Source organism: Actinoplanes sp. OR16, from assembly GCF_004001265.1.
Classification (GTDB): domain Bacteria; phylum Actinomycetota; class Actinomycetes; order Mycobacteriales; family Micromonosporaceae; genus Actinoplanes.
The window spans coordinates 1,916,932-1,935,292 of the sequence record NZ_AP019371.1; the positions used below are offsets into that span (position 1 = coordinate 1,916,932).

Genomic DNA, 18,361 nt, shown 5'->3' on the forward strand with positions numbered 1-18,361 from the left:
GGTCGGGCCGCTAGGCCCGACCGGGGCCTTTCGCGTGGAACTCGTCAACGATCTCCTGCGGGATCCGGCCCCGGTCGGAGATGTCCTTCCCCGCCTTCTTGGCCCACTCGCGGATCGCCTTGTTCTGCTCGCGGTCGGCGGTCGCGCCGCCACGGCCGCGGGCGGCCCGGCCGCCCACCACCACGCCGCCACGGGCGACGCGGTTGCCGGCTTTCAGGTAGGGCTCGAAGACCTCCCGCAATTTAGCGGCGTTCTTCTCCGAGAGGTCGATCTCATACTGAATGCCGTCGAGCGCAAACTTCACGGTCTCGTCGGCGTCACCGTTGTCGAGGTCATCGACCAGCTTGTGAATGATCTGCTTGGCCACGCGCCGTTATCCTCCCGAACACAGGTTCTCTCCCCAGCAATGGGAAGACAATAACGCCAGGGGCGTATCGGCCGTCAATGGCGGGGGCAATAAATGCCGGGGGTTACTCCGGCCGAACCAGGGGGAAGAGGATCGTTTCCCGAATGCCAAGGCCGGTGAGAGCCATCAACAGCCTGTCGATTCCCATTCCCATGCCACCGGACGGCGGCATTCCGTACTCCATGGCCCGGAGGAAATCCTCGTCCAGCTGCATCGCCTCGGCGTCGCCACCGGCCGCGAGCAGCGACTGCGCGACCAGTCGTTCCCGCTGGATGACCGGGTCAACGAGCTCGGAGTACGCCGTGGCCAGCTCGAATCCGCCGACGTAGAGGTCCCACTTCTCGGTCAGGCCGGGAGTGGCCCGGTGCGGTGCGGTGAGCGGCGCGGTCTCCTCCGGGTAGTCCCGGACGAACGTCGGCGCCTGGAGCTTGTGCTGCACCAGGTGCTCGAACAGTTCCTCGGCGAGCTTGCCGGCGCTCCACTTGGGGTCCACGCCGAGCTCCACCTTCTCCGCGTACGCCCGGAGGGTCTCCAGGCCGGTGCCGATGGTGACCTCCTCGCCGAGCGCCTCGGAGATCGCACCGAACAGCGTGATCTCGGCCCACTCGCCGCCCAGGTCGAGCTCGGTGCCATCGGCGTGGGTCACCACGTGCGAACCGGAGACGGCGACCGCAGCCTCCTGAATCCACTGACGCACCTGCTGCTGCATCACGTCGTAGTCGGCATACGCCTGATACGCCTCGAGCATGGCGAACTCCGGAGAGTGCGTGGAGTCCATGCCCTCATTCCGGAAGTTACGGTTGATCTCGAAGACCCGCTCGATGCCACCGACGACGGCGCGCTTCAAAAACAGTTCCGGAGCGATCCGCAGATAAAGATCGGTATCGAGTGCGTTGCTGTGCGTCACAAACGGACGGGCTGCCGCACCGCCGTGGAGCAACTGCAACATCGGCGTTTCGACCTCGAGGAAATTACGGGCGAACAGCGATTCGCGCAGGCTGCGGACCACCGTGGCACGAGTACGAACGACGTCCCGCGCCTGCGGCCGGACGATGAGATCGACATAGCGCTGCCGAACCCGGGTCTCCTCGGAAAGCGGCTTGTGCGCGACCGGAAGCGGGCGCAGAGCCTTGGCGCTCATCGACCAGGAATCGGCGAGAACGGAAAGCTCACCCCGGCGGCTGGTGATCACTTCACCGGTCACCCCGACCAGGTCGCCGAGGTCGACGGCACGCTTCCAGAGGTCCAGCGCGTCGGCGCCGACCTTGTCCAGCGAGAGCATCGCCTGCAGCTCGGTGCCGTCGCCGGCGCGCAGGGTGGCGAAGCAGAGCTTGCCGCCGTTGCGCACGAAGATCACCCGGCCGGTGATCGAGACCTTGTCACCGCTGGCGGTGTCGGTCGGCAGATCGGCGTACTTCGCGCGGACGTCCGCCAGCTCGGCGGTCCGGGGAACGGTCACCGGGTACGGCGGCACGCCTTCGGCCAGCAGGCGGTCCCGCTTCGCCCGGCGGACCCGCATCTGCTCGGGAAGGTCCTCGGCGGGGTCGACTGCTGGCGTGTTCTGCTCGGTCACGGCTCGACTTCCTGCTGGATTGCTGATTAAAGACTCGCCAAAGCGTACTCAGCGGCCCTCAGACGTTCCGCTCATATACCATCCGCAGCCCGATCAGCGTGATCATCGGCTCGTGCGCGGTGATCGTCCGGCACTCGTCCTTGACCAGCCAGGCCAGCCCTCCGGTGGCGATCACGGCCTTGACCGGGCCGATCTCCTCGATCATCCGCTCGACGATCCGGTCGACCTGACCGGCGAAGCCGAAGTAGAGGCCGGCCTGCAGGCACTCCACGGTGTTCTTGCCGATCACCGATCGCGGCTTGGTCGGCTCGACCTTGCGCAGCTGCGCGGCACGGGCCGCGAGCGCGTCGAACGAGATCTCGATGCCGGGCGCGAACGCGCCACCGAGGAACTCGCCCTTCGCGCTGATCAGGTCGAAGTTGGTGGTGGTGCCGAAGTCCACGACGATCGACGGGCCGCCGTAGAGGGCGTGCGCGGCGAGCGTGTTGACCACCCGGTCGGAGCCGACCTCCTTCGGGTTGTCGATCGCCAGCTGCACGCCGGTCTTCACGCCCGGCTCGACGACCACACTGGGCACCTCGCCGTAGTACCGCTTCAGCATGGTGCGCAGGTTGCGCAGCGCGGCCGGCACGGTCGAGCAGGCGGCCACGCCGGTGATCTCCACGGCGTCGCCGGCGAGCAGCCCGCGGAACATCAGGCCCAGCTCGTCGGCGGTCGACGCGGCATCGGTCTTGATCCGCCAGTTGTGCACCAGCTTGTCACCGTCGAAGGTGGCCAGCACGGTGTTGGTGTTACCGATGTCAATGCAAAGCAGCACGATGGCCCCTAAGAATCAAAATCAAGACCCTTATTTGTACGGGGTGAGAACTTCACCGCGTACGCAGGTCCAGGGCGATGTCCAGGATCGGCGACGAGTGGGTGAGCCCGCCGACCGACAGGTAGTCCACCCCGGTCGCCGCGTAGGCGGACGCCGTCTCCAGGGTCAGGTTCCCGGTCGCCTCCAGTTCGGCCTGCTCACCGACCGCCGCGACGACCTCGGTGAGCAGCTCGGGACGCATGTTGTCGCAGAGCAGGAAGGTGGCGCCGGCGGCGACCGCCTCCTGTGCCTCGGCCAGCGTGGTCACCTCCACCTGCACCGCCACGTCCGGGAACGTCTGCCGCACCGACTGGTAGGCGGCGGTGATGCTGCCGGCCGCCAGCTTGTGGTTGTCCTTGATCATGGCGACGTCGTACAGGCCCATCCGCTTGTTCGTGCCGCCGCCGACCCGCACCGCGTACTTCTCCAGGACGCGCAGGCCCGGGGTGGTCTTGCGGGTGTCGAGCACCGTCGCCTTGGTGCCCTCCAGCCGGTCGGCCCACTTGCGGGTGTGGGTGGCGACCCCGGACATCCGGCTGATCAGGTTCAGCGCGGTGCGCTCGGCCGTCAGCAGCGAGCGCGTCGGCCCGGTGATCCGGGCCAGCACGTCGCCCCGGCGTACCCGATCACCGTCGTTCGCGACCTGCTCGAACGTGGCGTGGCCCTGCGAGGTGACGGCGAAGACCTCGGCGGCCACCAGCAGGCCCGCGACCACGCCGTCGGCGCGGGCGACCAGCTCCGCGGTGTCCACCTGATCCGCGGGGATGGTGGCCTCGCTCGTGACGTCGCGCGGCGGGTCGCCGAGGTCCTCGCCGAGCGCGGTCAGGACGATCCGCTGCAGCTCCGCAAGGTCGATACCAGGGTTGCTCACGCCATCTCCTCGAACTTCTGGGTCAGGTGTCCGTCCGGTCCGACGGCGTCGAGCAGGTGGCCGCGCCACTCGTCGGCAGCGGTCGGGAAGTCCTCACGCCAGTGGCAGCCACGGGTCTCCCGGCGCGACTGCGCGTTCGCGACCAGCACCGACGCGATGGTGAGCAGGTTCGTCGCCTCCCACGCCGCGGTGTTCGGCCGGGACCGCTGGTCGGCCAGCCGGCTCAGCTCCTTCGCGGCGCCGGCCAGCGAGTCGGCCGAGCGCAGCACGCCGGCGCCCCGGGTCATGGCCCGCTGCAGCTCGCTGCGGATCGCCGGGTCGGCGACCCAGGACGGCCCGGCGGCGGCGGGAACCGGTTCGGACTGCTCGGGCAGCTCGCGGGCGATGTCGTCGGCGATCCGCTTGGCGAAGACCAGGCCTTCCAGCAGGGAGTTGCTGGCCAGCCGGTTGGCGCCGTGCACGCCGGTGCAGGCCACCTCGCCGCAGGCGTACAGGCCGGGGATGCTGGTGCGGCCGGCCAGGTCGGTGCGGACGCCGCCGGAGGCGTAGTGCGCGGCCGGGGCGACCGGGATCAGCTCGGTGGCCGGGTCCACGCCGGCGGCCCGGGTGGACGCCATGATGGTCGGGAACCGGTGCTCCAGGAAATCCTTGCCGAGGTGCCGCGCGTCCAGGTAGACGTGGTCCGCCCCGGTGGCCCGCAGCACCCGGTAGATGCCCTTGGCGACCACGTCCCGGGGCGCCAGCTCGGCCAGCTCGTGCTGACCCACCATGAACCGCTCGCCGGACTCGTCGACCAGGTACGCGCCCTCGCCGCGCAACGCCTCCGAGATCAGCGGGCGCTGGGCTGGGCTCACCCGCGGCGGAGAACCGACGTCACCCCGCGACGGGTTCACCTCGCCCGAGACGAACGACGTCGGGTGGAACTGCACGAACTCGACGTCGGTGACCTCGGCGCCGGCCCGCAGCGCGAGCGCCACGCCGTCGCCGGTGGAGACCGACGGGTTCGTGGTGGACGAGTAGATCTGCCCCATCCCGCCGGTGGCCAGCACCACCGCGCGGGCCAGGATCGCCCCGACGCCGTCCTCGCTGCCCTCGCCGAGCACGTGCAGGGTGAGCCCGCAGGCCCGGCCGGCGGCGTCACGCAGCAGGTCCAGCACGAGCGCGTGCTCGACCAGGCGGATCCACGGGTCCCGGTGCACCGCCTCGTGCAGGGCGCGCTGCACCTCGGCGCCGGTGGCGTCGCCGCCGGCGTGCACGATCCGGTCGGCGCGGTGACCGCCCTCGCGGGTCAGCATGAGCGAGCCGTCCGGGTTGCGGTCGAACTCGGCGCCCCGGCGGATCAGCTCCCGGATCCGGGCCGGGCCCTCCTCGACCAGCACCCGCACGGCCTGCGGGTCGCAGAGGCCGACGCCGGCGATCTCGGTGTCGTACGCGTGGGCCTGCGGCGTGTCCAGCGGGTCCAGCACGGCGGCGATCCCGCCCTGCGCCCACCGCGTCGAGCCGTCGTCGATGTTCACCTTCGTCACGACCGTGACGTGCAGGCCCTGCTCGCGCAGGTGCAGGGCGGCGGTCAGGCCGGCGATCCCGGAACCGACCACCACGACGTCGGTGGTCTCGGTCCAGCCCGGTTCGGCAGCGGCAAGCCGGCGAGGCAGCGCCGGTAGATCCGCGAGAGGTGACATGTGTCCCAGTACACTCCGCCCGCTCGGATGAGTCGCGGCGGGGGCACCTTCAGTGGTCACGGTTACTTGTACTGGACGGGTAGTGCCTTCGTCCCCTTGCCCTTGAGCGAGCCGATCAGCTTCGCGCCGTCGAGCCAGAGGTAGCAGCGGACGTTGTGATCGCCCTGCGCCCACACCTCGGTGTTGCCGGGCAGCGAGACCACGCCGGTCCGATACCGCAGGTCGGCGTCGTTCGGGACGGCCGCGAACGTCGCCACGAGCGTCCGGCAGCCGTCGTGGAATTCGTCCCAGTCGGAGTCGGCCTTCGGGTACGACGCGCTGTCCGGTGCGTTCCACACCCCGACGAACTCGGCGTTGTGCTTCTGCCCGCAGTCGGTGGCCGGCATCGTGCCGATCGCGCCGGAGGAGCTCAGCCCGATCGCGTAGCAGCCCAGCTCCAGGCCGGACGACGCGCTGTTGAGCGCGCCGCGGAGGGTGCCGGCGCGCTGCACGAGAGCGCCGTCGTCCTCGATCGAGTCGAGTTCCACCACCTCGCAGCGGAACCAGCGGGAACCACCGCCCCAGGCCGCCGGCGACGGGTTCGTCACGCCGATCCAGAGCCGCGCGTCGCGCCACGGGCCGCCCACGTACTCGGTGGTCTTGTCGTCGCAGACCCGGTACGCGTCCTTGCCGCCCGCCGACGACCCCTCCGGTGGCGCCTCGGTCTCGGCCGCCGTTCCGGTGTACTCGCCGACGAAGACGGTCTCGGTGCGGTGCAGGACCGTGCAATCCACCTCTTCGTACGTCGCCCGCGGACCGGAGACGGCGAAATTCGACAGATGACAGGTCTCGGCGACCGGCTGGAAGCTCGTGGCCGCGGCCATCGCACCCCAGTTGTTCGTGAGGTCGCCGTCGATGTCGCCGCTCCCGCCGCAACCGGCGGCGAGCAGCACCGCCACTCCCATGGCGGCCACCCCGGTCCTGCGTCGGCTACGCCGCCGGTGCCGCATGACCCGCCTCCCACATCCGCCGCCGGTGTCCGATTTAGCGATCGTATGACGATCTGTACGGATATCGGCAGTGAAACCGGGAAACGGGAACTCACGCTCAGCCGCGAGCCAGCGTCAGATCACCCCTGACCAGGTCGCCGGCCATCCCCGGAACCGCTTCGGCAGGGTCGGCGCCCAGCTCGATGATCCTGTTGGACGCGTCCACGTGCACGATCCGCGGCTCGTAGTCACGGGCCTCGGCCGTCGACATCTGCCCGTAGGAGATCAGGATGACCAGGTCGCCGGGGTGCACCAGGTGCGCGGCCGCGCCGTTGATGCCGATCACGCCGCTGCCCCGCTCGCCGGGGATCACGTAGGTCTCCAGGCGCGCGCCGTTCGTCACGTCGACGATCGCCACCTGCTCGCCGGGAATCAGGTCGGCCGCGTCGAGCAGGTCCTCGTCGATCGTCACCGAGCCGACGTAGTGCAGGTCGGCCTGGGTCACCGTGGCCCGGTGGATCTTCGACTTCAGCATGGTGCGGAGCATTCAGGCGTCCTTCCGGAGCGTCAGAGGAACGTTGTCGATCAGCCGGGTGCTCCCGACTCGGGCCGCGACCAGCAACCGGGCGTCTCCGGACTCCGGCGCCGGACCGAGATCAGAGCCGGTCAGAGCGAGGTAGTCCACCCGTACCCCCGGCTCCTCCTCCAAGATCTTGCCCGCCGCGGCCAGAACCACCTCGGGGTCGCTCTGCGCGGCGCCCTCGCGCAAGGCGCGGGAGAGCGCCAGCGCGGCCAGGCGCTGGTCGGGCGAGAGATAGCGGTTGCGGCTGGAGAGGGCCAGGCCATCCTTCTCCCGTACGGTCGGAACTCCCGTGATCTCGACACCCAACTCGAGGTCACCGGCCATCCGCCGGATCAGGGCGAGTTGCTGGTAGTCCTTCTCACCGAAATAGGCGACGTCGGCACGGGTCAGCATCAGCAGTTTCTGGACCACGGTGAGCATGCCGGAGAAGTGGCCGGGACGGCTCGCGCCCTCGAGGATCTCGCCGAGCGGCCCCGGGTTCATCGTGATCGACGGCGCGCCGCCCGGGTAGACGTCGTCCCGGCTCGGCGCGAACACGACGGTCACGCCCTCGGCCCGGCAGGCTTCCAGGTCGTCGTCGAGCGTCCGCGGGTACTTCTCGAAGTCCTCGTTCGGCCCGAACTGCAACGGGTTGACGAAGATCGTCACGACCACGAACGCCGAACGCTTCCGCGCCACCCGCATGAGCTGCCGGTGCCCCTCGTGCAGCGCGCCCATGGTCATCACCACGGCGATCTCACCCGGCGCCTTGTCCAGTTCGGCGGCGAGCTCAGCGCGGGTGTGCACAAGCGCGGTCATGCCTGACTCCCCACCGTGGCGCTGCTCCCCACTGCGGCACTGCTCCCCACTGCGGCACTGCTCCCCACTGCGGCGCTGCTCCCCACGGGGCCCCTCTCCGCGATCTTGGAAGATCCCGTGGACCGGCCGTCGTCCGCGGCGGCCAGGACGGCGAGCAGCGCATCCGCGTCGTGCGGGCGGAGGCGGCCGGAGGCGATGGCACGGTCGGCGGTGCGGCGGGCCATCGCCAGGTAGGCCGGTACCGACTCGGCCGGGATCCGGCTCAGGTGTTTCGCCACGGTGCCGGCGTCGCCACGGGAGACCGGGCCGGTCAGGGCGGCGTCACCCATCCGCAGGGCGTTGTCGAGGGCCGCGGTCAGCAGCGGCGTCAGCACCCGGCCGGGCTGCCCGACACCGGCGCCGCGCAGCAGATCGGCGGCCTCGTTCACGAGCGTGACCAGGTGATTCGCCCCGTGTGCCAGCGCCGCGTGGTAGAGCGGACGGGCGTCCTCGGCCACCCACTCCGGCACGCCGCCCAGGTCGGCCACCAGCCGGGTGGCGAACACCCGGTCGCGCGTCGTCACCCCCCAGGCGATGCCGGGCAGCCGATCCAGGTCGGTATCGGCGCCGGTGAAGGTCATCGCGGGGTGCAGGGCCATGCCGTTCACATCGCCCAGAACGGCGAGTCCGTGAGCACCTGACGTGTGCGCCACGACCTGACCGGGGCGCAGGGCGCCGGTCCGGTTCAGCCCGGCGACCACGGCGGCCAGGTTGTCGTCCGGAACGGCCAGCAGCAGCAGATCGTCGGCGGCCCGGGCCACGTCGTCGGCGGGCAGGATCGCGGCATCCGGCAGCAGGCGGGCAGCGCGTTCACGGGAGGCGGCGGAGACGGCCGCGGCGGCGACCACGCGGTGACCGGCCGAGGCCAGGGCCGCACCGAGCACGGCGCCCACCCGGCCGGCGCCTACGACGCCGACTGTCAAAGCGTTCATCTGTGGATCCAGTCCTCGAGTCGGGGTACCGGTCGTGCGAGAAGTATGCCCCGAATTAACAAGCCCGTGACAACCACCTGTGGCAAACCGCACCGCCCCTTTCGGCAGCTCTCACACCGGCTGTACAAGCGAGCGACAAATCGGGCCGGAACACAGTTCCGCCGCTCAGCCGGGTGCGGCCTAGGGTGGGCTCGTGGCGGGGATCGGGTGGCGGCTGGCGATGCGGGCGGCGCTCTACGGCAGCGACGGATTCTTCGTGCGCGACCACGCCGGGCCGGCCCGGCACTTCCGGACCAGCGTGCACGCCTCACCCCTCTTCGCCGGCGCGATGGCGAGGCTGATCGAGCGGGTCGACGACGGCCTGGGCGGACCGGCGGCGTTCGACCTGGTCGACGTCGGCGCCGGCCGCGGTGAGCTGCTCACCACCCTGCTCCCGATGCTCCCGGGCGGCCTGCGGGAGCGCGTACGCCCGGTCGCCGTCGAACTCGCGCCCCGCCCGCCCGGCCTCGACCCGCGGATCTCCTGGCGCCGCGAGATCCCGGCGGACATCACCGGGCTCCTGGTCGCCACCGAGTGGCTGGACAACGTGCCGATCGATGTGGTCGAGACCGACGAGGACGGCGAGCTGCGCAAAGTCCTCGTCGACCGGCACACCGGCGTGGAGACGCTCGGCGGGCCGGCCGACGCCGCCGACCGGTTCTGGCTGCGCCGCTGGTGGCCGGGACCGGGCCGGATCGAGATCGGCTGGCCGCGGGACGCCGCCTGGGCGGAGGCGGTCTCCTCGGTACGCCGGGGCGCTGCCCTCTGTGTCGACTACGGACATCGGCGCGCCGAGCGGCCACCACTCGGAACCCTCACCGGCTATCGCGAAGGCCGCCAGGTGACACCGGTCCCGGACGGCAGCTGTGACGTGACCGCCCATGTCGCGGTGGACTCCGCCGCAACGGCGGCCGGTCACCCGTACAAGATGATCAGTCAGCGCAAGGCGCTCCGGGCGCTCGGGATCGACGGCGCCCGGCCACCGCTGGATCTGGCCCGGACCGACCCGGCGGCCTATCTGCGTGCGCTCGCCGCCGCCGGAAGCGCCGCCGAGCTGATCGATCCGGACGGGCTGGGCGCGCACTGGTGGCTGTGGCACGAGATAGACGTCAGCATTCGTGACACGATGACGCCGTGAGCGCCAATCCGACCACCCCGCCCACCACCCGAGATCGGACTGACGGCGATCCTCTCCAGGAAATGATCGTCGGGACCGGAGCGGGCCTCGACACCGCCGACATGGTCCTCAACATCGGCCCGCAGCACCCGTCGACGCACGGCGTGCTCCGGCTCAAGCTCAAACTGGACGGCGAACGCGTCGTCGAGTGCGAGCCGATCGTCGGATACATGCACCGCGGCGCCGAGAAACTCTTCGAGGTGCGCGACTACCGGCAGATCATCATGCTGGCGAACCGGCACGACTGGCTCTCCGCGTTCTCGAACGAACTCGGTGTCGTCCTCGCCGTCGAACGGCTCATGGGCATCGAGGTCCCGGAACGCGCCACCTGGCTGCGGATGGCGCTCGCCGAGCTGAACCGGGTGCTCAACCACCTGATGTTCCTCGGCTCCTACCCGCTGGAGATCGGCGCGATCACGCCGATGTTCTACGCCTTCCGTGAGCGGGAGACGCTGCAGGCGGTCATGGAGGAGGTCTCCGGCGGCCGCATCCACTACATGTTCAACCGGGTCGGCGGCCTCAAGGAGGAGATCCCGGCGGGCTGGACCAGGCGGGCACGGGAGGCGGTCGGCGCGGTCCGGCGGCGGATGCCCGACCTCGACCGGGTCATCCGCAAGAACGACATCTTCCTGGCGCGCACGGTCGGCGTCGGCGTGCTCTCCGCGGCTGACGCCGCCGCCTTCGGAGCCTCCGGTCCGGTCGCCCGAGCGAGCGGTCTTGATTTCGATGTACGCCGGGACGAGCCCTACCTCTTCTACGACCAGCTGGAATTCCCGGTCGTCACGCGGGAGACCGGCGACTGCCACGCCCGCTTCGAAGTGCTGCTCGACCAGGTACACGCCTCCCTCGACCTGGTCGACCAGTGCCTCGACCGGGTCGAGCGGATCGGCGGGCCGGTGAACGTGCGACTGCCCAAGGTGGTCAAGGCGCCCGAAGGCCACACCTACGCGTGGACCGAGAACCCGCTCGGCGTCAACGGCTATTACCTGGTGTCCCGTGGCGAGAAGACGCCGTGGCGGCTCAAGCTGAGGACCGCCTCCTACGCCAATGTGCAGGCGCTGTCGACGCTCATCCCGGGCTGCCTGGTGCCGGACCTGATCGCGATCCTCGGCTCGATGTTCTTCGTGGTCGGGGATATCGACAAATAGGTCACCGGTCTCGCTGATATCCCTGGTAGCCGGCGAAATCGTCGAGCGACCCGACGTTGGTGTCGTTCGCTGAGGGGCGGTGGCGGCGGGCTTTGTACTCCCCGGACGGCTCCTCCTGGTAATCCTGGTAGCCCTGGTCCTGGTAGTCCTGGTAGCCGTTCTGTTCCTGGTAGTCCGGATACCCCTGGTCGTCGTAGCCGTATTCGGCGCCGTTCCCGTATTCGCCGCCGCCGTATTCGTTGCCGCCGGCATAGTCGAAGTCACCGGCCGGCGCGTCCTGGCGACCGGCATATTGGTCGAAGTCGTCGACGGGGGCGTCCTGGCGACCGGCGTACTGATCGAAGTCACCGACTGGGGCGTCCTGGCGACCGGCGTATTGGTCGAAGTCACCGGCCGGCGCGTCCGGGCGTCCGCCGTATTGCGTGCCGGGCCGGACGGAGGCCGACGCCCGAGGCGCGCCGGACTGAGGAATGGGCCCGGCCTGACCCGCCCTCGCCTGGATCGGTCCGGAGTGAATCGGCCCGGAGTGAATCGGTCCCGACTGGATCGGCCCGGCATGAACGGGTCCCGAGTGAACAGGTCCGGAATGAACGGCCCCGGAATGAACGGCCCCGGGATGGATCGGTCCGGGGTTAATCGGTCCGGAGTGAATGGGTCCGGAGTGGATCGGTCCCGAGGAGACGGGCCCGGAGGTCATCGGCCCGGACGGCACCGAGGCGGATGCTCGCGACGGCCCGGGCGACACAGAAGCGGAAGCGCGGTTGCCGCCGGGGGCGCTCGGCGTACCGGAACCGGGCGGCGGGACGGCTGCCGCGGCTCGGGGGCGCGGGACCGGACCGGGTGGCATGGTGTTCGGGCCGCCCATCGGTGCGCCGTTCATGGGAACGCCGTTCATAGGGACGCCGTTCATAGGGATGTCGGCTCCCGAGGTCCCGTTCATGCCGGGCCCAGCAACCGCGGCTCCACCAACGGCAGCGCCTCCAACGGCAGCCCCACCCATCGCCGGGCCGTTCATAGGAACGCCGTTCATGGGATTGCCGTTCAGCGGAACACCCAGCGACGGGCCTGCGGGAACCGCGGCTGAGCGCACGACCGCGGCGGAACCCTGCGGCGGGCCCGGCGGCACCGAGGCCGATGCGCGGCCGGGCGAGGCTGCGGGAGGGGCGGGCGTGGCGTACTCAGGCTGGTCGTACCCGTCCTGATAACCGCCCTGGCCGTCGTCGTACTCGTAGCCCTGGCCCTGCTCATACCCCTGACCGTCATAGGGATGACCGTCATAGGACTCGTACGACTCGTAGCCCTGCCCGTTCCCGTAGACCTGAGGAGCGGGCTCGGCGTCGTAACCGGAGTTGTCATAGCCCGACTGCGGAGAGTAGTCAGACTGCGCGCGGCCGCCTGGTACGCGCACAGGCAGTGGTGGCCGGGCGGCGTCCGGCGCCGGCGGGGCGGCGGCACTGTTCGCGAACTCGGCCCTCAACTGCTTGCGGAGGTTGTCGACCTCTTCGGCGACGCGATCCTCCACATCCATCCTGAGCAGCACCGGATCCGCGCGGATCAGCATCGACGCGCCGATCAGCACCACGCTGACGGCGAGCAGCAGCACCGCGAACCGGACCGAGGTGGAGCCTCCGCCGATCAGCACGACGGCGGCTGCCAGCGGTGCGAGGACCACTCCGCCCCAGAGGAGGCCGCGGAGTAGCTTCGCGCTGTGTCCCGCTTGGGAGTCGCGTTCCGGCATGGGGGCAGATGTTACCGAGAGTGCGTCCCGGACGAAACGGCCGAGCACCCGAACGGCACAGATGACCCACCATCACCGACGCCCCATGGGCGGGACGCAGCCGATAGGACTACCTGGTTCCGCGCCAGCCGCCGAGTGAGGCGAGGCCGACGATCCAGCCGACGAAGAGGCCGTATCCAGCGCCCGCGCCGGCTGCCCGGAACGCGCTCAGGAGCGACGGGTTGCTGAGGAAGAGTGTGGCGAGGAGGGCGGCGAAGCCACCGGCGAAGATGTACGCGGCCCAGCCGGCGAAGAACTGGCTGATCGTGCCGCGCGCCCGGGCCAGCTGAGAGCCGGGCAGCAGGTAGAGGAAGAGAGCGGTCAGCACCACGAGCAGGATCGCCTTGAGGTCGCCGACGATCACGTCGCGCAGCGAGTCGGAGGCGTCGAACCGCCAGCGCGGCCAGGACAGCAGCCGCAGCCACCAGCCGCCGGCCGTCTCCGGGTCGGTGTTGTCGTCGACCCAGTCGCTGTACCAGGGGCTGCCGAAGACGAGGACGAGGACGAATGCGGCAAGCGTGCCCGCACCCGGTGCGGTCTTGTATCGATTCCCGAGAGCCATGGCCCCGTTGTTCCCAGCGGGGCCCGGCCTTCAAACGACGAACGTCATTACCCGCTATCTGCTCAAGTAATCGATGAAGGCGGCCCGGAGCAGCGGCTCCGACTCGCCCAGATCGCGGCCTTCCAGCTCACGCCAGAGCGCGACGGCCTCATCGATGGTCGGCCCGATCGAGTTGGGCGCGCCGTCGAGCGCGGCGGCCTCGTCGGCGTCCGGCAGGTGCCGCAGCACCGACCAGTAGAACTTGACGTCGTGGTGTTCACGGGCCCGGGCGAAGGCCCGCTCCCGCAGCTCCTCGGTGGAAAGGGCGTCCAGTTCGGCGAAGGTCGGCGAGCTCATGATTCACAGCATAAGTCAGCGCGTGGCGCCCCAAGGACCGTCGTCCCAGCGGGGCGGCTGCGGGTCGCCCGGCGCGTTCCAGGTCTCCGGCCGATCCGGCGACCAGGTGCCGTTGCTCGCCGCGGCGTTCCACTCCTCGCCGTTGCCGGCGGGCAGCGGCCGGCCATAGGTCTCGACGAGCCGGGTGACGACCAGGCCGGCGGCGAAGACACTGGCGGCGATCGCGAAGAGGGCGATCTCGAGCTGGCGGCGGTTCTCGTAGTCGAGGAAGAGCGTCAGGGCGGTCACCGCGAACAGCGTGCCGAAGATGCCGCCGCGCCGGCCGAACGCGCTGGTCCCGCCGAGCAGGGCCAGGCCGATGCCGATGCCGGTCCACTCCAGGCCGGTGCCGGGGACGACCGGGTCGTTCGGGCCGGCGGCCAGGATGACGCCGGCCCCGACCGCGGCGAGCGAGGAGAACACCAGCGCGAGGATCACCGGCACGGCGGTCGCGGGGCCGCCCCGGCGGGCCGGGTCGCCGGACGGCCGGAACGCGCCGACCCAGCGGCGGACCGGTCCGACAGCGCCCAGCGCACCACCGAGCAGGGCGAGCAGCGCGAAGCCGCCGAAGAGCAGGAACGCCTGGCCGGTCGGGTCCCAGTCACCCTGCACGTCGACCGGTGCCACGCGCAGTTGCGAGTAGACGACGACGCCGAGGCCGGCCGCCAGGGTCGCGGCCCAGCCGGGCACGTGCAGCGCGATGATCACGATCGCCACGATCAGGCCGCCGGCCGCACCGATGATCAGGGCCGGGGTGAGCGCCGGGACCAGACCGCGGTCGCCGTTCTCCGCGTAGTGGAACGCCGCCGCCAGGGCGATCGGGCCGATCGCCAGGTTCGGCACACCGGCCCGCAGGCTGAGCCCGGCGCCGAGGGTGAGCAGGCCGATCGCGGCGCCGAGAACGAGCAGGGAGTCGAGGGCGGGACGCTGCAGCGCGGCCGAATCCTCACGGAAGAGCAGGAAGGCGATCGCCCCGGTGGCGAGCAGCAGCACCACTTCCCAGCCGAGGTGGACGCCGAGGCGGTCGCGGCCGTCCTCCTCCACCGCGGGGAGCGGGCCGGTGGTGGTCACCGGAGCGCGCAGCGACTGATCGAGCGTGCTCGTGGCGGTGTCGTCGTACTGCACGCGACGCCGGTACGCGGCGGGGTCCGTGGGCTCTTCGTACGACATGTCCGCGCCTCCTTACGCCTCCGCGAGCGGTTCGAGGCGCACGCTACTCCGGCTGAGGGCCGCCCGCCGCAAAGCATACGGATACGACATGGCCTCAGTTCAGGGCACAGTTCGCGTAGACGGACGTCAACGCCGCTCGGTCGGCCGATCGGAGTCGTCGTCCTTGCGGTCCGGCTGCTCCGGCACCCGGCAGGCCCGCTCCAGCCAGAGCGCCGCGCCGACCAGCGCGAGCGCCGCGACCAGACCACCCACCGTGGCGGGGATGTCGTCGCGGGCCGCCTTCGTCGGCTCCAGCAGCAGCCAGGTGAGCAGGCCGGCGGAGAAGCCCGCGAAGAGCGCGCCGACCAGAGAGGACGCTTTCGCCAGGGCGACGTAACGCGCGACCGCGAGCGGCTCGACCGGCAGCGCGCCGGGCTTGCGCTGGATGCGAGCCCCGGTGTTCTGCGCGAGCATGCCCTCGGCGACCGCGAGCACGGCCAGGACCAGGGCCGGCGTCCACGGCAGCGACGGCAGACGGGAGTAGGAGAAGCTCAGCACCAGCCAGCCGACGGCCGCGGCGGCGAGGCCGGCCACCACGAGGACGGAGATGCTCGTCGGTCGCAGCGAGGGGTCGGGGCGACGGCCGTCTTCCGGGTTGGCGCTCACTTCGTCGACTCTAGCGACAGATCCGGTCTCGGGCTCATCGCGGCGAGGTCGGCGGCGGTCTCCGGCGCGTCGAGCAGCGCGGCGACCGGCCCGTGTCCGATGAGCACTGCGTCCGGGTCCACGTCGAGCCACGGCCGCAGCACGAACGCCCGCAGGTGAGCACGCGGATGCGGCAGGGTCAGGTCGGGGTCGTCGCTGGTCACCGGTGTGCCGTCGGTGTCACGAACGGCGATCACGTCGACGTCGAGCGTGCGAGGCCCGAACCGGCGATCGGGATCACGCACCCGGCCGCCGGCCGATTCGCACGCCTGGGCGCGCTCCAGCCAGTGCCGCGCGGTCGCGCTTGCGTCTTCCACGATCAAGACCGCATTGAGGTACGGGGGCTGAGCGTCATCGCCCCACGGAGGCGTCTCGTAGACACGGGAGACGGCGGTGACAGCGCCGCCGAGCAGCCGGACGGCCGCTCGCAGATGCGCCAGCCGGTCGCCCAGGTTGCTGCCGAGGGAGAGGACGGCGGTCGTCACCGGCGGCTCCGGCGCAGGGTGACGGCGACGTCGGCGAACTCGTGCGGGATCGGCGCCTGCGGCTTGTGCACCGTCACCTCGGCGGCGGACACCCGCTCGTCGGCCAGGCAGACGTCGAGCAGCCGCTCGGCGAGCCGTTCCAGCAGGTTGACCGGCTCGCCGGTGATCACTTCGACCAGGCTGCCGGCCAGCTCGCCGTAGTGGACGGTGTCGGTCACGTCGTCGGACCGGGCCGCGGGACCGAGGTCGAGGTCGAGGCGGACGTCGACGACGAAGTCCTGGCCCTGCTCCCGCTCGAAGTCGAAGACACCGTGGTTGCCCCGCGCGCGCAGGCCGGTCAGCGTGATCTGGCCGGTCGTCATCGTTCCTCCGTACCCATGAAGCTCTGGCCTTTGAATCTGGGAGAACCCGAAGCACTCCAGACGGCGAGCGCGTCGGCTGTCGATCGCACCTCGTGGACCCGGACGCCCCAGGCTCCGGACGCGACCGCCAGTAAAGAGGTGGCGAGAGTGGCCGCCTCCCGGCCATCGACCGGGCGCGGCGTGCCGTCCGGTCCGGCGAGAAGCCTTCCCAGGTACGTCTTGCGGCTCGCCGCGAACAGCACCGGGAAACCGAGGCCGATCAACTGGTCGAGGTGGGCCGAGAGCGCCCAGTTGTGCTCGGCCGTCTTCGCGAAGCCGATCCCGGGATCGAGCACGATCCGGCTCGGGTCGACCCCCGCCGCGATCGCCGCGTCGGCCCGCGCCCGCAGCTCGTCGCGGACCTCGGTCACCACGTCGTCGTAGACGGCGAGCTTCTGCATGTCGCGGGAGTGCCCGCGCCAGTGCATCAGGATCCAGGGACAGCCGGCGTCGGCCACGACCGAGGCCATCCGCGGGTCGGCGAGGCCACCCGAGACGTCGTTGACGACGACCGCGCCCGCCGCGAGCGCCGCCTCGGCGACCGCCGCGCGTGTCGTGTCGATGCTGACCGGTACGCCCTCGGCGAACAAGCGCTCGATCACCGGAACCACCCTGGCGATCTCGGTCGGCGCGTCCACCCGCTCCGCGCCGGGCCGGGTCGACTCGCCGCCGACGTCGATGACGTGGGCGCCTTCGTCAGAAAGGCACACGCCATGTTGAACCGCGGCGTCGATATCCGTGTATCTCCCTCCGTCAGAGAAGGAGTCCGGCGTGACGTTGAGGACGCCCATCACGACCGGGTGATCCCGGCGGAGCAGTTCAGCGCCCGTGAGCTGCGCGTCCAGCGGCGAAGTCGGCACAGGCAAAGGGTACGGGCAAGCAGGTTTTCGAACAGGTGTACGATGCCACGTGACTGAAATTCACGCGCTCCTTCACCTTGGGTAACGAAACGGGCGCTTGTTGCTCGCAAGTACGGGCCGTACTCTTCGGAACTGGGCATCATGAAGTGACCGAAGAGAGCAGACGAGCATGGCAGTGCCCGAACGGCTCACTCGACGTGGTGAGCGCGAGGTAGCACCATATGGGCGTTGCCGTACGGCTTCACAACTGCAGCGTGTCCGTACCCCCCTTACCGGACACGGGGAGGTTTACCGATGATCGCCACTGAACTCGCCGTCCTGGCGGCCGAACCAAGCGGCAGCATCAACACCGAAGGCATCGTCACTTTCTTCGCGAGCAACATCGCACCGATCCTGCTCGCGGTGCTCGGCGTGATCTTCATCGGCCGGGCCAGCCGCGGCGAGATCTCGAAGGTCCTCACCAGCTCGGCGATCGCGATCGTGGGCCTGGCGTTCATCGCCGGCGCGGCCACGCTCTTCTTCGTCGGCGAGAACATCATCGACCTGATCTTCAACTGAGATGCGGCTCAGGACCGACGACGACATCTACCGGGCACGCCTGGTCTATCTGGGCCCGCCCGGATACACGCTGCCCGTGCACTTGCCGTACGCGCAGTACGGGATGTTCGTCGTACTGGTACCGCTCTTCATGTTCCTCCACTACCTGATCACGCTCGACTTCGATCCGTTCCCGGCCTGGGAGATCGCCCTCGCCATGGTGACGACGTCGTACGTGTTCCGGCATGTCGACCCGGACCGGCCGGCCCGGGTCGTCATCCGCACCGCGCTCACCGACTGGCGCCGCACCCGCGAGCCCGCCGTTGAGCAACGCGATCCGAGACTTGTCGCCACTCGCATCCGCGTCCGGGAGGAGTTGGTATGACCAGGTGGATTGTTCGTGAAATACCGGCTGCCCTCGACGTGGCCGCCGCATCT

21 protein-coding genes are annotated in these 18,361 nt (G+C 70.3%); 4 read left to right on the forward strand and 17 right to left on the reverse strand.

From position 1 onward, the window contains the following. Nucleotides 1-10: 10 nt before the first annotated feature. The 9 genes from EP757_RS08890 to EP757_RS08930 form a co-directional block, all read right to left on the reverse strand. Nucleotides 11-367, reverse strand: a complete 357-nt coding sequence (locus EP757_RS08890) for an Lsr2 family protein (RefSeq protein WP_127543788.1) — start codon at nucleotides 365-367, stop codon at nucleotides 11-13. 103 nt (nucleotides 368-470) lie between these two features. Further along, nucleotides 471-1,979 (reverse strand): lysine--tRNA ligase, encoded by a 1,509-nt coding sequence (lysS, locus tag EP757_RS08895; RefSeq protein WP_127543790.1) that lies wholly within the window; start codon nucleotides 1,977-1,979, stop codon nucleotides 471-473. A 58-nt stretch (nucleotides 1,980-2,037) separates the two neighbouring features. After that, on the reverse strand, nucleotides 2,038-2,796 hold the full coding sequence (locus EP757_RS08900) for a type III pantothenate kinase (protein ID WP_127543792.1): 759 nt from the start codon (nucleotides 2,794-2,796) through the stop codon (nucleotides 2,038-2,040). A gap of 52 nt (nucleotides 2,797-2,848) precedes the next feature. Then, nucleotides 2,849-3,706, reverse strand: coding sequence for a carboxylating nicotinate-nucleotide diphosphorylase (gene nadC / locus EP757_RS08905; RefSeq protein WP_127543794.1), 858 nt, complete (start codon nucleotides 3,704-3,706; stop codon nucleotides 2,849-2,851). Next, a complete protein-coding gene (locus EP757_RS08910) occupies nucleotides 3,703-5,388 on the reverse strand; it encodes an L-aspartate oxidase (protein ID WP_127543796.1) in 1,686 nt (561 codons plus the stop codon). The genes nadC and EP757_RS08910 overlap by 4 nt, the downstream gene beginning before the upstream one ends. Before the next feature lie 62 nt (nucleotides 5,389-5,450). Further along, nucleotides 5,451-6,332: a septum formation family protein gene (locus tag EP757_RS08915; protein ID WP_232050426.1), complete on the reverse strand. Its 882-nt coding sequence runs from the start codon at nucleotides 6,330-6,332 to the stop codon at nucleotides 5,451-5,453. 142 nt (nucleotides 6,333-6,474) lie between these two features. Beyond that, nucleotides 6,475-6,903: an aspartate 1-decarboxylase gene (panD, locus tag EP757_RS08920; RefSeq protein ID WP_127543800.1), complete on the reverse strand. Its 429-nt coding sequence runs from the start codon at nucleotides 6,901-6,903 to the stop codon at nucleotides 6,475-6,477. Further along, nucleotides 6,904-7,737: a pantoate--beta-alanine ligase gene (panC, locus tag EP757_RS08925; protein WP_127543801.1), complete on the reverse strand. Its 834-nt coding sequence runs from the start codon at nucleotides 7,735-7,737 to the stop codon at nucleotides 6,904-6,906. Beyond that, nucleotides 7,734-8,708 (reverse strand): Rossmann-like and DUF2520 domain-containing protein, encoded by a 975-nt coding sequence (locus tag EP757_RS08930; RefSeq protein ID WP_127543803.1) that lies wholly within the window; start codon nucleotides 8,706-8,708, stop codon nucleotides 7,734-7,736. The genes panC and EP757_RS08930 overlap by 4 nt, the downstream gene beginning before the upstream one ends. A gap of 220 nt (nucleotides 8,709-8,928) precedes the next feature. Here EP757_RS08930 and EP757_RS08935 point away from each other — a divergent pair, with 220 nt between their 5' ends. Continuing rightward, nucleotides 8,929-9,885 carry an SAM-dependent methyltransferase gene (locus EP757_RS08935; RefSeq protein ID WP_127554144.1) on the forward strand — a complete coding sequence of 319 codons (957 nt, stop codon included), beginning with the start codon at nucleotides 8,929-8,931 and terminating at the stop codon, nucleotides 9,883-9,885. Between the two features lie 62 nt (nucleotides 9,886-9,947). Further along, nucleotides 9,948-11,072: an NADH-quinone oxidoreductase subunit D gene (locus tag EP757_RS08940; protein ID WP_127554145.1), complete on the forward strand. Its 1,125-nt coding sequence runs from the start codon at nucleotides 9,948-9,950 to the stop codon at nucleotides 11,070-11,072. A gap of 1 nt (nucleotide 11,073) precedes the next feature. Here EP757_RS08940 and EP757_RS08945 read toward each other — a convergent pair whose 3' ends face one another. The 8 genes from EP757_RS08945 to folP form a co-directional block, all read right to left on the reverse strand. Continuing rightward, nucleotides 11,074-12,810, reverse strand: coding sequence for a hypothetical protein (locus tag EP757_RS08945; protein ID WP_127543805.1), 1,737 nt, complete (start codon nucleotides 12,808-12,810; stop codon nucleotides 11,074-11,076). A gap of 109 nt (nucleotides 12,811-12,919) precedes the next feature. After that, nucleotides 12,920-13,411: a hypothetical protein gene (locus EP757_RS08950; protein ID WP_127543807.1), complete on the reverse strand. Its 492-nt coding sequence runs from the start codon at nucleotides 13,409-13,411 to the stop codon at nucleotides 12,920-12,922. A gap of 54 nt (nucleotides 13,412-13,465) precedes the next feature. Continuing rightward, complete coding sequence (locus EP757_RS08955; protein WP_127543809.1) at nucleotides 13,466-13,747, reverse strand: hypothetical protein; 282 nt, start codon at nucleotides 13,745-13,747, stop codon at nucleotides 13,466-13,468. A gap of 15 nt (nucleotides 13,748-13,762) precedes the next feature. Then, on the reverse strand, nucleotides 13,763-14,956 hold the full coding sequence (locus EP757_RS08960) for an ABC transporter permease (RefSeq protein WP_127543811.1): 1,194 nt from the start codon (nucleotides 14,954-14,956) through the stop codon (nucleotides 13,763-13,765). A 126-nt stretch (nucleotides 14,957-15,082) separates the two neighbouring features. Continuing rightward, on the reverse strand, nucleotides 15,083-15,601 hold the full coding sequence (locus tag EP757_RS08965; RefSeq protein ID WP_127543812.1) for a DUF3180 domain-containing protein: 519 nt from the start codon (nucleotides 15,599-15,601) through the stop codon (nucleotides 15,083-15,085). Further along, nucleotides 15,598-16,125, reverse strand: a complete 528-nt coding sequence (folK, locus tag EP757_RS08970; RefSeq protein WP_127543814.1) for a 2-amino-4-hydroxy-6-hydroxymethyldihydropteridine diphosphokinase — start codon at nucleotides 16,123-16,125, stop codon at nucleotides 15,598-15,600. Before folK ends, EP757_RS08965 begins: the two co-directional genes overlap by 4 nt. Beyond that, entirely contained in the window at nucleotides 16,122-16,487 is a 366-nt protein-coding gene (folB, locus tag EP757_RS08975; protein ID WP_127543816.1) for a dihydroneopterin aldolase, read from the reverse strand. Before folB ends, folK begins: the two co-directional genes overlap by 4 nt. Further along, nucleotides 16,484-17,317, reverse strand: a complete 834-nt coding sequence (gene folP / locus EP757_RS08980; protein WP_127554146.1) for a dihydropteroate synthase — start codon at nucleotides 17,315-17,317, stop codon at nucleotides 16,484-16,486. Before folP ends, folB begins: the two co-directional genes overlap by 4 nt. Nucleotides 17,318-17,680: 363 nt before the next feature. Here folP and EP757_RS08985 point away from each other — a divergent pair, with 363 nt between their 5' ends. Continuing rightward, nucleotides 17,681-17,944: a hypothetical protein gene (locus tag EP757_RS08985; RefSeq protein ID WP_127543818.1), complete on the forward strand. Its 264-nt coding sequence runs from the start codon at nucleotides 17,681-17,683 to the stop codon at nucleotides 17,942-17,944. Between the two features lies 1 nt (nucleotide 17,945). Further along, nucleotides 17,946-18,308: a hypothetical protein gene (locus EP757_RS08990; RefSeq protein ID WP_127543820.1), complete on the forward strand. Its 363-nt coding sequence runs from the start codon at nucleotides 17,946-17,948 to the stop codon at nucleotides 18,306-18,308. Nucleotides 18,309-18,361 lie beyond the last annotated feature (53 nt).